The 14,902-nt window shown below is 45.7% G+C and carries 13 protein-coding genes and 1 pseudogene; 4 read left to right on the top strand and 10 right to left on the bottom strand.

The window, feature by feature from the left end:
• A pseudogene (locus LDL18_RS06385) lies at positions 1–301 on the bottom strand (4Fe-4S ferredoxin); the annotation flags it as partial.
• On the bottom strand, positions 301–1,044 hold the full coding sequence (locus tag LDL18_RS06390) for a (Fe-S)-binding protein (RefSeq protein WP_296507907.1): 744 nt from the start codon (positions 1,042–1,044) through the stop codon (positions 301–303). The pseudogene LDL18_RS06385 and the gene LDL18_RS06390, both read right to left, overlap by 1 nt.
• Before the next feature lie 542 nt (positions 1,045–1,586).
• On the opposite strand from LDL18_RS06390, the gene LDL18_RS06395 reads away from it, so the two are divergent.
• The 3 genes from LDL18_RS06395 to LDL18_RS06405 all read left to right on the top strand — a co-directional run bounded on the left by LDL18_RS06395 (position 1,587) and on the right by LDL18_RS06405 (position 5,649).
• Entirely contained in the window at positions 1,587–2,534 is a 948-nt protein-coding gene (locus LDL18_RS06395) for a tetratricopeptide repeat protein (protein WP_296507909.1), read from the top strand.
• Positions 2,535–2,931: 397 nt separating this feature from the next.
• The gene (gene purH / locus LDL18_RS06400) at positions 2,932–4,536 is read left to right on the top strand and encodes a bifunctional phosphoribosylaminoimidazolecarboxamide formyltransferase/IMP cyclohydrolase (protein WP_296507911.1); all 1,605 of its coding nucleotides are present in this window, start codon (positions 2,932–2,934) and stop codon (positions 4,534–4,536) included.
• 189 nt (positions 4,537–4,725) lie between these two features.
• Positions 4,726–5,649, top strand: coding sequence for a restriction endonuclease (locus LDL18_RS06405; RefSeq protein WP_296507913.1), 924 nt, complete (start codon positions 4,726–4,728; stop codon positions 5,647–5,649).
• A gap of 29 nt (positions 5,650–5,678) precedes the next feature.
• Here the strand turns inward: LDL18_RS06405 and LDL18_RS06410 are convergent, their stop codons facing one another.
• The 3 genes from LDL18_RS06410 to LDL18_RS06420 all read right to left on the bottom strand — a co-directional run bounded on the left by LDL18_RS06410 (position 5,679) and on the right by LDL18_RS06420 (position 11,002).
• Positions 5,679–7,514, bottom strand: a complete 1,836-nt coding sequence (locus LDL18_RS06410) for a tetratricopeptide repeat protein (RefSeq protein ID WP_296507914.1) — start codon at positions 7,512–7,514, stop codon at positions 5,679–5,681.
• 284 nt (positions 7,515–7,798) lie between these two features.
• On the bottom strand, positions 7,799–10,219 hold the full coding sequence (locus LDL18_RS06415) for a TonB-dependent receptor (protein WP_296507916.1): 2,421 nt from the start codon (positions 10,217–10,219) through the stop codon (positions 7,799–7,801).
• A gap of 348 nt (positions 10,220–10,567) precedes the next feature.
• Positions 10,568–11,002: a YcgN family cysteine cluster protein gene (locus LDL18_RS06420; protein WP_296507918.1), complete on the bottom strand. Its 435-nt coding sequence runs from the start codon at positions 11,000–11,002 to the stop codon at positions 10,568–10,570.
• A 179-nt stretch (positions 11,003–11,181) separates the two neighbouring features.
• Here LDL18_RS06420 and LDL18_RS06425 point away from each other — a divergent pair, with 179 nt between their 5' ends.
• A complete protein-coding gene (locus LDL18_RS06425; RefSeq protein ID WP_296507920.1) occupies positions 11,182–11,784 on the top strand; it encodes an ankyrin repeat domain-containing protein in 603 nt (200 codons plus the stop codon).
• A 3-nt stretch (positions 11,785–11,787) separates the two neighbouring features.
• On the opposite strand, the gene LDL18_RS06430 is transcribed toward LDL18_RS06425, so the two are convergent.
• From LDL18_RS06430 to coaE, 5 genes are all read right to left on the bottom strand, one after another.
• Complete coding sequence (locus LDL18_RS06430; protein WP_296507921.1) at positions 11,788–12,126, bottom strand: DUF1491 family protein; 339 nt, start codon at positions 12,124–12,126, stop codon at positions 11,788–11,790.
• Complete coding sequence (locus LDL18_RS06435; RefSeq protein WP_296507923.1) at positions 12,126–12,587, bottom strand: PTS sugar transporter subunit IIA; 462 nt, start codon at positions 12,585–12,587, stop codon at positions 12,126–12,128. Before LDL18_RS06435 ends, LDL18_RS06430 begins: the two co-directional genes overlap by 1 nt.
• Positions 12,588–12,787: 200 nt before the next feature.
• Positions 12,788–13,390 carry a ribosome-associated translation inhibitor RaiA gene (gene raiA / locus LDL18_RS06440; protein ID WP_296507925.1) on the bottom strand — a complete coding sequence of 201 codons (603 nt, stop codon included), beginning with the start codon at positions 13,388–13,390 and terminating at the stop codon, positions 12,788–12,790.
• Positions 13,391–13,502: 112 nt separating this feature from the next.
• On the bottom strand, positions 13,503–14,207 hold the full coding sequence (dnaQ, locus tag LDL18_RS06445) for a DNA polymerase III subunit epsilon (protein ID WP_296507928.1): 705 nt from the start codon (positions 14,205–14,207) through the stop codon (positions 13,503–13,505).
• Positions 14,208–14,214: 7 nt separating this feature from the next.
• Positions 14,215–14,808, bottom strand: a complete 594-nt coding sequence (gene coaE, locus LDL18_RS06450) for a dephospho-CoA kinase (protein ID WP_296507927.1) — start codon at positions 14,806–14,808, stop codon at positions 14,215–14,217.
• Positions 14,809–14,902: the final 94 nt, after the last annotated feature.

Genomic DNA, 14,902 nt, shown 5'->3' on the forward strand with positions numbered 1-14,902 from the left:
CATGCACCCCGTTGGCGGTGGCGTTCTTTTCAAACCCCAGCAGATATGCATCTAGCCGAGACAATGTATGGCTTTTGATATCGGATGCCAGTTGTCGTAATCCTTCCCATTCTTCGATGGAGTGCATCGCGCGGTCGCGTCTTTTCCGCAATTCCCATAATCTTTTGTCATGGGATTTTTCATGGCGGGCGGCGGCAATGAAGCGGTTGGCGGCTTCTGATTGATCGACCGGATGGTTGCCTTTGATAATAGCACCGCGTGGCTGCGCTTCTGTCAAAGCGTCTTGGTCGGGTTTTTCCATTATTCACGCGCTCCGTTCAAGATTTGGGCAATATGAATATATTTTAAGGGGAGTCCCAAGCGTTCAGCGCAGCCCTGTTGGTGCATCATACAAGAGCTGTCGGAAGAGGTGACATATTCCGCGCCAGAGCGATATTGATCTTGCACCTTGTCGTAGCCCATGGCGGTGGAGACGCCTTCTTCAAAGACAGAAAAAGTACCACCAAAGCCGCAACATTCGTCAGGCCGTTCCAATTCAGCAAAGGTCAGGCCTTTGACCTTTTCCAGAAGCGATTTCGGCTTTGAAAAGAAAGGCTGTCGCAATTCCGACATACTGGCGATATTCAGACCGCGAAGGGCATTACAATTATTATGCAAAGCCACTTTGTGAGGAAATTCCGCCCAAGGAAAGGCTTCGACTTTCAGAATATCATGGAGAAATTCAACCAGTTCAAAGCTGCGGCGGCGGACTTCTTTTACTTCATCACTTTGTTCGACCGCATCCATATTGGCGCGGACATGATGGGTACAGCTTCCCGAAGGGCTGACAATATAATCATAACCAGAAAAATTACGGACGAAATTAGCTTCCGTTGCAGCTGATTCTTCGTGGCAGCCGGAATTCGTCATGGGTTGGCCGCAACAAGTCTGTTCCGGCGGATATTCAACCTCTACCCCTAGCTTTTCCAGCAATTCGAGGGTTGCGATGCCTACTTCTGGATGAAATTCGTCCACATAACAGGGAATAAACAAAGCTACCCGCATAATATTATTCCAAAATAATTCTTGAGAGAATCGATGATTTTTATATTTCCAAAAGGATAGTCTTAAAGACTAATTTTTTCTATTATGAGATTTGATCAATATAATCATTTAAGAAATGGTAATATTATAGAAAAAAGAATGATATTATTTCGTCTATTGGTAATATTGATTGATAACAAATAGTTATAAAGTCTGATATGTTATCTTTGATGTCCTTTATAATGATAAAGATTTTCATTATAAATATTGTTCGTTTTTATGCCTATTATCAATGATAGTGAAGTCAAAGAGTCCCTGTGGAGAATAGGCCTTGGTGATGAAGCCTTATCTCTTCCTTTCCATACAGCTTTTAAAGCAAAAAAGAGGGTTATTTTTAGGTCATTCGAGCCTGTGTGGTTTTTTGATAAAGGTTAGATTCGTTACCTAAAATACTTTAAAAATTATTTTGATTTAATTTTTTGTAACCAAATTTTGGATAAAAATTGTTGAAATTTTAGAAATAGAAAAGATATGAAGATTTTCTTCTAAATGAGGAGGTATCTATGAAGAAAATTTTATATTTTTCTACTGTTTTTTTCCCTTTTATTTTGAGTGCAGCGCAAGCGCAGCCTGCCGCACAAGTCAAAACGCAGCCGATAACCGTCAGAATGCAGAGCGACTATACGCCTGCTTTGCAAAAATTGGCGGATCAAGGCAATGCTGATGCCGAGGCAAAAGTGGGTTTCGGCTATTTTAGAGGCAAAACTTTGCCCCGTGATTATGCCAAAGGTATTTTTTGGCTACAAAAGGCCGCTGACCAAGGGCATTCTGATGCTGAAACCCTTTTAGGCAATGCCTATCAGCAAGGCGTGGGTCTGCCGAAAAATCAGGAAAAGGCGATTTTCTGGTATCAAAAAGCCGCCGATCAGGGGAATTTGGATGCCCAAACCTTATTAGGTGCAGCCTATCATATGGGGCAGGGCGTTCCCAAAAATGACCAAAAGGCTATTTTTTGGCTGCAAAAAGCCGCCGATCAGGCTTTCCCTCAAGCTCAAAATTTCTTGGGTGAAGTCTATGAAACGGGTGATCCTGCGGTCAGAAATATTGAAAAAGCCATTTCTTGGTATCAGAAGGCTGCCGAAGGAAATTCAGTCACGGCGCAAGCCCATTTTGGTATGGCCTATCATGAAGGCACAAAACTGCCGAAAAATTATGAGAAATCAACTTTTTGGTTTAAAAAAGCCGCTCTTCAAGGGGATGATCAGGGGCAGTTCTTTTATGGCTTAGCATGCTTAAAAGGCGAAGGCGTTGCCAAAAATCCGAAAGAGGCTGTCTCTTGGTTCCAAAAGGCGGCCGATCAAGGTAATCTCCAAGCGACCACCCGTTTAGGCTTGGCTTATGCCAGTGGAGAGGGTGTGCCTGCCAGCAAAGAAAAAGCAGTTTTTTGGCTGAAAAAAGCCGCGGGACAGGGTGACCCTAATGCCCAGAGAATATTATCAATGATGCGTTGATAGAATCTTTTAAAAAATAATCATTTTATGATTGGCAAATCTTGATGTGAATGATTATCAAAATTGGTTGGTAACACACTAATTTGTCGTCATCTGTCATTTGATTTCACCTCTGCGATAGCTTGTCATTTTAATCTTTTTTACGATGACGAAGATATCATCAGTTTTGTTGATTAAGTGTGCGGCATAGGGCTTTGTCATTTAATGAATCTGGTTGCCGATCAGAAGAGGGCGTTGACCTTTCTGATTTTGTCCGAAAATTGGGGTTAGACAGATAGCTGTTCTGCTTAAATAAAGGTGATCCTAAGCATATATTTAGGAGAAGGCTCTGGAACCGGACCCGTAAATCACCTATGCCGCCCAGATTAGTCGGAAAAACTGACAGGATAAGGCATCTATGACCGATATAGCGATTAAAACCGCACTGCTTTCCGTTTCTGATAAAACGGGATTGGTCGAATTGGGGCAAGCTTTGGCTGCCCATGACATCAAATTGATTTCTACCGGAGGCACGGCTAAATTATTGCGCGATGCCGGTTTGGCTGTAACTGATATTAGCGATTTTACCGGTTTTCCTGAAATGATGGATGGTCGGGTAAAAACGCTCCATCCCAAAGTGCATGGTGGCTTGCTCGCGGTCAGAAATAACCCTGAACATGTGGCGGCGATGAAGGCACATGATATCACGGCGATTGATCTGGTGGTGGTCAATCTTTATCCTTTCCGTGAAACCGTGGCTAAGGGCGCTGGTCGTCAGGAAGTTATCGAGAATATTGACATCGGTGGCCCCTCTATGGTGCGTTCGGCGGCCAAAAATCACGATCATGTAACGATTGTGACCGACCCGAAAGATTATCCGAGTTTGATTGCCGAATTAGCGGATAAGGGGGGTGCTACAACCTTGGACAGCCGGAGACGCTTTGCGGCTAAGGCCTATGCCGCAACCGCGCAATATGATGCCGCTATTTCGGCATGGTTTGCGGCTGATTTAAAAGAAGATTTGCCGGAATTGCTGACCGTCCCGCTGAAAAAAGCCTCGGCTTTGCGTTATGGTGAAAATCCGCATCAGAAAGCCGCGCTTTATATCCCAACTTTACCGAATTTGCCAGAATGGCCGATTGTGAACGGGATTGCACAGGCTGAACAGATTCAGGGTAAAGCACTGAGCTATAACAATTATGGCGACGCGGATGCGGCTTTGGATTTGATTAGTGAATTTCGTGATGCTGCCCCGACAGTCGTTATCCTGAAACACGCTAATCCCTGTGGTGTCGCCTCCGGTGACAGTTTGATTGAAGCCTATAAAGCGGCCTTGGCTTGCGATAGCGTTTCTGCTTTCGGAGGCATTATCGCTGTCAATCGTCCGCTGGATGGGGCTACCGCCGAAGCGATTACCTCGATCTTTACCGAAGTCGTGGTTGCGCCTGCCGCCGATGAGGCTGCCAAAGCGATTTTTGCCAAAAAGAAAAATCTGCGCCTGTTGATTACGGGGGCTTTGCCTGCCCCGAAACGGAATGGCCTTAACCTTCGTTCGATTGCGGGCGGTATTTTGCTCCAGTCGCGTGATGGCAGCTTGCTGGATGAACAGGCCTTGCAGGTGGTTACTGAAGTTAAGCCCAGCGAACAGCAGATGAAAGATGCTCTGTTTGCTTGGACGGTCGCCAAGCATGTCAAATCCAATGCCATTGTTTATGCCCGTGACAATGCAACGGTTGGCATCGGAGCCGGTCAGATGAACCGTTTAGAATCAGCCCGTATCGCGGCATGGAAAGCCGAAGATGCCGCGAAAAGAGCCGGTTGGCCGGAAAGCCGCACCCGTGGTTCTGCTGTGGCTTCGGATGCCTTTTTCCCCTTTGCTGATGGTTTGGTAACGGCGACTGAAGCCGGAGCGACCACCGTTATTCAGCCTGGGGGTTCTATTCGCGATCAGGAAGTGATTGACGCTGCCAATAAGGCCGGTATCGCGATGATCTTTACCGGAACCCGTCATTTCCGGCATTAAAAACAGGGAAGGGGCGGGGTGGTTTATCCGGCCTGCCTATGCCTGATTTATGGGGGCGTGCTTGAGGAGTCTTCTTTGAGCGCGCCTTTTTTGAAAGTGAAGAGGGGCTTTCCTATCTGTTATTCTATCGCAGGATAGGCGAGTATTGGCCTTTCTTTTGGTATAAAATTCTTCATAAAAGGCCTGATAATGGCGGTTCCTAGTTTTTCCGAATTGATGTTGCCTGTCTTGCGCTTTGCTGCAAGCGGCAAAAAGCGGATGGCCGAAACCGAAATGGCGATTGCGAATGAATTGGGGTTATCCGCTGAAGATCGGGAAGCGATGTTGCCGAGTGGTCGGGAGAGATTGCTTTATAACCGCGTGAGTTGGGCGAAAACCTATTTGGCGCAGGCGGGATTGCTGGATATTCCAGCAAGAGGGCAATTCATGATCAGTAAAGAGGGGAAGGCGCTTTTACGGCGCAACCCGCCTGAAATTACAGTAGCGACCTTAAAGCAATATCCGTCTTTTATCGACTATTGTAACCGTAGCTATAAATCTAATCCGCGTGAAAATTCTGGTCAGATTGTGGTGCAAGATCCTGTCACCGGAACACCGGAGGAGCGGATTGATGCTGCTCATGAAGAGTTACAAAATGAATTACGCACCGATATTTTGAATCAGATTGCCGAGAAAAATCCGAGTTTCTTTGAACAGCTGATCGTCGATCTGATGGTGGCTATGGGCTATGGCGGCAATCATGAGGATGCAGCTCGTCGGATAGGCGGAACGGGTGACGGCGGTGTCGATGGTGTTATTAATGAAGATCGTTTGGGCATTGATTGTATCTATGTGCAGGCCAAACGTTATGCTTCCCATGTCAGTGTCGGGCGGCCGGAAATACAGGCCTTTGTGGGTAGTTTAGTCGGACATCGCGCAACAAAAGGGGTCTTTGTGACGACCTCTTCCTTTAGCGCCCCCGCTTTGGAATATGTCGAGCATTTGCCGCAACGGGTCATTCTGATCAATGGTGAAAAGCTCGCAAATTTAATGATTGAACATAATGTCGGTGTCAGAACCAGTCGCAGAATAGAAATTAAACGGGTTGATCTGGATTTCTTTAACCCCGAATAGGCTTTTTGAAGAAACCATTTCCTATATTGTTAGGATTTTGGCTTTACCTGATTATCTTTGGTGGCCTGTGGCTGACTTTCGGTTTTTGGAGATGTTTCATTTGGCGTTTCTGCAGAGGTAAGGTTGGCAAGATAGTTTTTAGCCTCTTCTGAACCTTGATTGGCGGCTTTTTTGAACCAGTCTGCGGCTGTATCAAGGGCGAAAATTTCTTGATTTTTGGGGTCGGCGTAAATCTTGCCAAGATTGATTTCGGCTTTGATATCATTTTTGTTGGCCGCCTGTTGTAACCAGTAAATGGCTATCGGAATATTTTTAGGCACGCCTTCACCAAAAATATAGGCAATGCCTAGATTAAGCTGCCCCCGTAAGCTACCATTCTGCGCCGCTTTTTTATACCAAAGGGCTGCTTTTTTGAAATTTTGTGGGACAATTTCCCCTTGGCTGTAATGATAACCTAGAATAAATTCTGCCTCTGTTTCTCCTTGATCGGCAGCCTGTTTGTATAAAGAAAGGGCTTTCTTGTTGTCTTTGGGCAAGCCTTTGCCCTTCTCATATAAGATACCTAGAAAAAGCTGTGCCTTGGGATAATTCTGGTCAGCCACTTTTTGAAAAAGAGCGGCCGCTTTTTCAAAATCGCTTTCTCCTAGCTGTCCGCCATAATACAGCGCACCCAGATTGACGGTTGCGCTAAGATCTCCTTGATTAGACGCTTTTTCAAACCAATAGGCAGCCTGTTTAAAATCTTGCGCTATTTCTTTGCCTTCAGAATATTTCAAGGCCAAATCATACTGGGCTTCTTTATCCCCTTTTTCAGCTTTTTCGCGGAGAGCCGAGATCACCTGTTGATGCGTTTCTGAAATTTTCGGGTCTTTATTGCTGTAGAGAATATTAACCCATTTTTGGGCTTCTTTATCGCCGGCGAGCGCGGCCTTTTTAAGCCAAAATTCGGCTTTTTCCTTATCTTTTAACGCTTCTGATTGCTGATAAATCGCCCCGACCATTCTTTGAGCATCGGATTCGCCCCATTTAGCGGCTTTTTCTAACCAATAGAGAGCTTTCTCTTGGTCTTTTTTGATCCCTTCGCCATTGTAATACATCACCCCCAACATTTTTGCGGCAGAGCTGTTATAGTCTTTGGCTGCCTTTTCAAACCAATAAGCCGCTTTTTCTTTGTCGCAAGGAAGCCATTCTCCCCAATAATAGCTTTCTGCTAAGACACCTCTTGAAACGGCATCTCCCTGTTTGGATGCTTTTTGGAGCCAATAGGTTGCTTTTTCTTTATCCTTAGGGAGATCTTCCCCTGTGAGATAAAAGCGGGCAAGCGTTCTTGAGGCAACCCAATTACCCTCATTGGCTGAGCTTTCCAGCCCATGAAGCGCTTTTTTTTGATCGCGCGGGACATCATCACCCATCCAGTAGAGCATCGCTAGACGGCGGGCAGATTCTATATCCCCTGATTGGATTGCTTTTTTATACCACGAAATGCCTTTCTCGACATTTTTAGGAACACCTTCTCCATTGATATAGAGCGTTGCCAAACGTCGGCAGGCATCCCAATCCCCCCATTTGGCGGCTTGTTCAAACCAATAGGCCGCTTTGGTGCTATCTGCCGGAACACCGTCGCCATTATAATAAAAAAGACCGATCATGCGAGCGGCTTCGCCATCGCGATCTTTCGTGGCTTCTTGATACCAATGCAGGGCTAAATGAAAGTCTTTCGGAAAACCTTCGACATCGCCTTTGGAATATAAATAGCCCATGAAGCGTTCTGCATTATGATTTCCCTGTTTGGCGGCGTTCTTGAGATTTTCGATTTGATATTCTTCCATAGCCGTTAAGGCCTGTAATTTTGAGCAAATGGGCATAAAAAAAGGTATCGCCGCCAGTGATATTCTCGAAAAAATGGAAAAGAATAGGGAAGGCTTCATTTCTTTTTCTTTTAGAAAAAATTTAATTATTATAAATTGTTATACTATTTTTAAAATAGGCACAGCTTTTTTTGAATATTCTTGCTGTGACAGGACTCTGTCCTATGAAAATAAGTCGGTTGAAACCGGATTACATTATTGGATTTTTGTGAGGTTTTTCACTTTTGCTGTTTATTGCCGTGATCCCGACAAGAATTGGATAGAAATATCATCTTATAAAATCAGAATTGGCCGCTGAGGCGGATACCCCATGTTGCCGGCATACCGGAGAGGGCAACATTGTCGCCGGAAATGAAAAAATTGCGGGTGATGTCATAGCGCTTGTTAAAGATATTTTTGCCGAAAATCGCCACTGTCCAGCGGTTATTTTTGGGTGAAAGCGTGATGTCAGCGCCCCATAAGCTGTAGGCTGGAACATTATAAATGCCGCCATAGAAAGAATGATAACGGCTTCTTCGGCTGTAATTCATACCGGTGGTTAGATGGAAATTACCGATTGTCCAACGATAGCTGGCTGAACCATTAAGCGTAAATTGCGGAAAGGGTAAGGCCTCGCCCTTGCGGCTTTTATAAATACCGACATAGCTGTTATCCGGTAATTTTTGCACGCCCTTTAAAGAAGAAAAACGGTCATATTGACCAATTGCCCAACCAGCCGATTGTGAAAGCGTGAGTGATTTTATCGGCATCCATGTGGCTTCTATCTCCCCGCCATAAAGATGAGATCGGGGCGCATTAACGATTTGACCAATTAAGCCGCCATTTCTGCTGTCAAAGGTCGCAGACTGAATTTGTTGATGGCTATAGTCATAATAGAAACCGGCTACATTCAAAGTTAAATGCGATTTTGGCAGTGTTAATTTATTGCCGACTTCATAAGCTAAAACCGATTCTGCCTTGAATGGCTTGGCTGATAACGCGGCGTTATCCGAATTATAAGTTGTAAAACCACCTGACTTTATGCCGCGTGTAAAAGACGCATAAAGCATGTCGTTTTTAACAGGATTATAATCGATCTCTAGCTTGCCTGTTGGTTGTGTAAACTGCGTATTTTTATGGCCGCTGACATTATCAGGATTCGTTATAATACCGTCGGTAATATAGTGGGATGTCAGGTTTAAAAGGCTGCGGGATTCATGCTCGATACGGAAGCCTCCGATAAAACGGAGCTTATCTGAAAAACGATAATTAACCTGACCAAAGGCGGCGATTGTATCCACCCTTTGATTGTAGCTGACATCTCCTTCTGTTGCGTAAGAGGCATCAGTAAAGCCGGATTGATAGCGATCGCTGAGAGACTGGTGACCGTAATAAATGCCGCCAATCCAGCTTAAACGATCCTGTGGGTCGGATTCCAGTCGGATTTCATTCGCGAGAACGCGGGCTTTTGTTTTAAAGGCGACATCCGCCAATCCCAAAGTTGAGGCATCGAAATTGTCATATTCGCGCCTTTTAATGCCGTCATAACTGAAGAGATTGGTCAAGGTTGCAAAAGAGAATTCTTGCTTGCTTTTAAAGCTGATTCCGCCGGTATCAATATGGCTGAAGGGTTTGCTATTCGGGTTAATTCCGATTTCCTTGGCGAAAGCGGCGGATGTTCCCCAGCGGGTGATATAACGGCTTTGATCTGCCGGAGTGCTTTGTCCCGAAACAGCGGTAAGAGGTGCAAAAAGATGCAGTCCACTGGAGTCCGAGCGGTCATAGCTGCCATGAAGATTCAGTTCAAAGGTCAGGCTATCATTGGCATCATAGTCAAACAGCAATCTGGCAGCATTGCGGTTAGTGCGTCCTAAAGATTGCCCTTGGTCATTATGCTGCCATGCGCCGCCTTGTTCGCTTTGTCCGGCCAAACGGAAGCGGAGCCGGTCATTGATACCGCCTGAAATATAGCCATCAATTTTGGTCGCATTGAATCGGCCATATTGAACCGAAATACCCCCCGTATAATGGTCGCTGGGTCTGTTTAGGATGTAATTGATTGAACCGCCGGTTGTATTGCGACCGGAAGCTGTCCCTTGCGCCCCGCGCGCAATCTCGACACGCTGAATATCAAACATCATCCCATTTGTGGCGAAAGAAACAGGATTGGCGACACCGTCAATATAAACCAGAACGGAAGACGCATTGTTGCTGGAATAATTGTTGAATCCTACCCCCCGCATCGCAAAAACAGGTTGGCCGCTTCCGAATTGTGGCGTGACCTGTAGTGAAACCGTCTGATATTGTAGGTCAAAGACATTATTCACATTACGGCTTGTTAGTGTTTCGCCGGAAAGAACGCTGATGGATCGGCCAATATTCTGAATCCTATCGCTCTGTTTTTTGGAAGTAACGACAATCTCCCCGTTCTCTTTGGATGTAGAGGGCGGCGGCATTTTTGCCTTTGGATGGCTGTCGAATGAGAGGGGCTTGTCCGTTACTTTGGATGTCTCGGCTATCTTTTCTGTTTTAGGTAAATCTGTGTTTGGGGCTTGTTCAGAGAAAGACGGCGATGGTGTTCGGTTATCCTGTGGCGTAAGGGCGGTTGATTCTGCCCAGAGGCCGGAGGGGCAAACCGAAAGATAAAGACCAATCAGAGGCGGTAGAAGATGTGGAACCGCCACTGATAATAAAATTCTGTCTTTTTCGTGGCGAAAAGCCATATAAAATTCCGTATTATTTTCTTTTTACTTGAGTAAAAATTTTATATTTCTTATTTTTTTATTGCGTTTTAATGTTAGAAATATATTGTAACATTAACGGTGAGGTAGAAATTTATTTAAAAATACTTGTAAAGAAAACTATCAACATTATTGATGAGAGTAAAATATAAAAATTTAATTTTAATATTTCTATTTTATATGGATTATTATTCTAAAATTGAATAGAAATATCGAATATTTTCCCGAAATAGACAACTGTCATCGTTGATTTTTTAATAACAAAAAGGGGCAAAATGCCCCATAAATCAATCTAAAAAGAGCTATTTTTCTGCTTTGATTGTCCCCTTTTTAGATGGGAGGCTCGACAAGGTGATTTTCAAGGTCACCGGCTTGATCTTCAGATACTGTCCAGCCTTGGACGGATTCACCGACCTGATGCACGGCATCGCGATCACCACAAAGGAGATAATGCCATTCCGGTAAAGTTTTGCCTTCGTAAAGCAAGCGATAGGCGCAGCTTTCGGGAAGCCACGGGATTTTGCCGAGTAACGAGACCTCGAGACGGACGCAATCAGGAACATATTTTTTACGATGCTTGTAATTACAGCATTGGCCGCTGGCACGATCCAGAAGGCGGCAGGCCACATTGGTATAAACGACATCGCCGGTATCTTCATCTTCAAGTTTGAAAAGACAGCATTTGCCGCAGCCATCGCATAGGGCTTCCCATTCCTCCCTTTTCATGGCGTCCAACGGAATTTTTTCCCAGAAACGATCAATCATTCATAAGCCTTTATGCATTGGAAAATTTTTTGGAAAAGGAAACAGGATTTTCCCATAACCTGTTAACCGGCCTTTTGTAGTGATATTTCCTGTAATATTATGAAAATAGCCTGATTGCCCATTGATAAGTATAAAAAGAAGGGTGACAGGAAAAACCATGTCGCCAAGCGGAGAAAAAAATGTCTTTTAGAAAAATTTCCGGCTTTATATTGGCCTTGGGATTGGCTGTGACCCCGATCGCGGCACAGGCGGAGAGTGATACCTATACTTTTCTAAAAGCGGTTCGTGATCATGATACCAATCAGATTACGACCCTTGTCGATCGTCAGCCCAGCATCATCGACAGCAAAGATTATAACACCGGTGACACCGCTTTACATCTGACAAGCAGAGGGCGCGATAATGCTTGGTTGGCCTATTTCCTTTATAAAAGAGCGCGGGTCGATGCGAAAAACAAGGCGGGGCAAACGCCTTTAATGGTGGCAACCCAAATCGGTTGGGCAGATGGCGCACAATTATTACTGGAAGGCGGTGCCGATCCCAATATTACCGATAATAGCGGTCAGACCCCTTTGATTATTGCTGTGCAAAACCGCAATTTACAAATGGTCAGATTACTGGTCGATAATCATGCCGATCCGTCCATCAAAGATCATATCGCTGGACGTTCGGCTTTGGATTATGCCGGACAGGATGGTCGATCTTCGGCTATTGTGAAAATTCTTGATGGGGCGCAGCCTGTTGTCAAAAAGCCGATGATGGGCCCTGTGCTGCGCCGCTGATTTTCAGGCGAGGAGGGAAAGGGCAAGGCTTTCGCTTTGCCGTCCTTCCAATTCGATAATCCATAGATCGGGGTCAAAGCGTTTCCGCTTGTCGATATAGCGGGTGAATTCAGATTCATCCGCGTCCTCGGCAATGGCCGCGCGTCCCCAGCCATAGCGGCCTTCGGGGAGGAATGCCCGCTCAAGTAAATAGAGTGGGTGGCCTTGCTCCGTGATGACCAAAATCAGGCTGCCTGCTTCGGCCTCGCCTTTTTTCAGCACCATCATTGATTGTCCAGCCGTATCCATCTGCCGTAACAAGGCCTTTACCAAGATATGAGTCGCGAGACGGGGTTCTGTCATCAGGCGTGACCGCTATCATCAAGTAGCAACGCATAAAGCGCATCGCGGGAACCGGCACCCCGCAATTTTGCCCGCAGATTTTCATCTCGCATCCGGCGGCTGACGCAAGCTAGGCTACGCAAATGGTCAATACCGGCTTCTGTTGGAGAAAACAGGAAAAACAACAGATCAACCGGCAATTTGTCCACCGCATCAAATTCGATGGGTTCTTTCAAACGGACAACAAAAGCGGATACTTTTTTCAGGCTGTCGAGCTTGCCATGCGGTATCGCAATACCGTGACCAAAGCCGGTTGAACCAAGATTTTCTCTTTCATGTAACCGTTCGGCGATAACCTTGGGGTTAATTAGAAATTCTCGTCCAGCCCATTGGGCAACCTGCTGGAAGAGTGTTTTTTTGTTAGAAGGATTGAAGTTAATCTCAATCCTGTCCGGCGCGATTATATCGGCCAGTTCATTCATGTTTTTTCGCCTTTATATGCCCACGATTGCAAAGATCGCAGCACCAGACATTTTCTGAAAGGCACGACCTTTCAGAAAATAAAGTCAAAATTCTATCAATATTCCTTCCGGAAACGGGGGAGAGAGGTCGATAATTCTCTTGAAAAGAGGGAGCGACCTCTCTCCCGTTTGTTATCTCCGTCTATCTGAATATTTAACGACTATCGCGGCTCAACCCAACCGATGGTACCATCTACACGACGATAAACCATATTATGATGGCCTGATTTGCTGTTCACGAAGAGCAAAGCCGTCGTGTTGCGAAGATCAAGCATCAAAACAGCATCGGAAACGCTGGCCGTTGGAATATCAACCTGCATTTCGGCAATGACAGGAGGATGATCGCCTTGCTCTTTTTCATCCTCTTCAATGTCGAAGACCGTATAATGCGCGTTATCCTGATCCGCCTTGGCTGCGGCCTCCGTGAGAGTGATTGCGGCTTCATCAATAGAAGGCGTATTTTGCTGGATGCGGGTCTGTAAACGTCGATGATGTCGCCGTAACTGTTTTTCAATCTTGGCCGCTGCCTGATCGAAAGCGGCATGGGCATCTTTGTCTATACCGCCTGCTTTTAGAATAATATCCCGCATGGCATGGATAATAATATCGCAGGAAATAATAGCGTGGCGACGATTACCGAAAGTGACAGAGGCGCTTAGGCATTTGGGGAAATATTTGCTGACGATCTGGCTAAGATGGTCATTGACATATTCTCTTAAAGCCGCGCCTGTATCAATCTGATGGCCGGAAATACGGATATCCATCTTGACTCCCTCCATGCACTTAAAAAATCTTGTAACTTATAAGCCCCAAATCTCTCGAAAAGAGAAAATGATCACATCCGTCTTTATTAACGTCAGAAAGCTAGATTTTGTTTCATGCCCGACGCCAGACAGGATTAGAAATTTTGTCAATAAACGCGCCGTGACGCAATAATTCTTGTGGACTGGCTTCGTGCGGTCTCGGCTGTCTTTTGACTCTTTTGTTTCGTGGTAAGCCGGAAACGGTATTGGGCGTAGAAGAACGCCCGTCATTCTGACTGTTATTGTCATCCAGCACCAAGCCGATTTGGCGCCCACCTGTCAGTTCGACATAAAGCTGTGCCAGCAATTCGGCATCGAGCAAAGCGCCATGTTTAACGCGATGACTGCGGTCGATACCGTAGCGAGTACATAAGGCATCAAGCGTATGTTTGGCACCTGGATGTTTGCCGCGGGCAATCGCCAAGGTATCGACCATTCGGGTCATACAAATGGTCGGAAGGCCGCATTTATCCAATTCGTAATTCAAAAAGCCGAAATCGAAGGCCGCATTATGAGCGACTAAAGGCGACAATTTGAGAAAGGAAAGCAATTCTTGCGCTTTATCGGCAAAAAGCGGCTTGTCTGCCAAAAATTCATCAGACAGACCATGGATTGATTCCGCGACGGCATCCATTTTTCGTTCGGGATTAAAATAGCAATGAAAGCTGTTACCTGTCTCAACCTTGTTGATCAGCTCGACACAACCGATTTCAACCAGACGATCGCCGTTAATGGGGCTGAGGCCGGTGGTTTCGGTATCAAAGACAATTTCGCGCATAACAACACTATCGGCTACCTTGTCCGACAAGGCAACTGGTGATCTGCCTGACTTGTGCGGCAAGGGCGATAATATTGCGGCCATTCTCAATAATAAAATCGGCCTGTTGTCTTTTTTTTCGGTCTGGCCATTGGCGTGCTAGCAATCCGCGAAAGCGTGATTCGGTCATATTAGGGCGCGATAACGCCCGTCTTTTCTGTATCCAATAGGGCGCAGAAACCACCGCGATATAATCGACTGAACGGGTAAATCCGGCCTCGAATAACAGAGGGATATCAACAACCACCAAAGGGTGGCTCTGGTTTTTTCGTAAAAATAGCTGGAGTTCTTCGACCACCGCTGGATGGATGATGGCTTCCAGACGACGAAAGCCTTCGGGATTTTTTAGGAGCTGTTCGCCGAGTTTTTGGCGGTTGACCCCTTTTTCATCAATGACCCCAGAAAAGGCCTGACCAATCGCAGGGAGTAACCGTCCATTGGGGGCTTGTAATTGATGCACGACTTTATCGGCATCAAAAACAGGGCGCCTCATCTGGCTAAAAAGACGGGAAACCGTTGATTTCCCCATGGCAATGGAGCCGGTCAGGCCTAGAATAATCATATGATCCCTTGGGTTTATGCTTGTTGGGTTAGTAACGCCCGCAAAGCCTGATCTTGGTCACGGGGCGGTTTACGATCATAAAAGAGTTCAAAAG

This window comes from Zymomonas sp. (genome assembly GCF_020216885.1).
GTDB lineage: Bacteria > Pseudomonadota > Alphaproteobacteria > Sphingomonadales > Sphingomonadaceae > Zymomonas.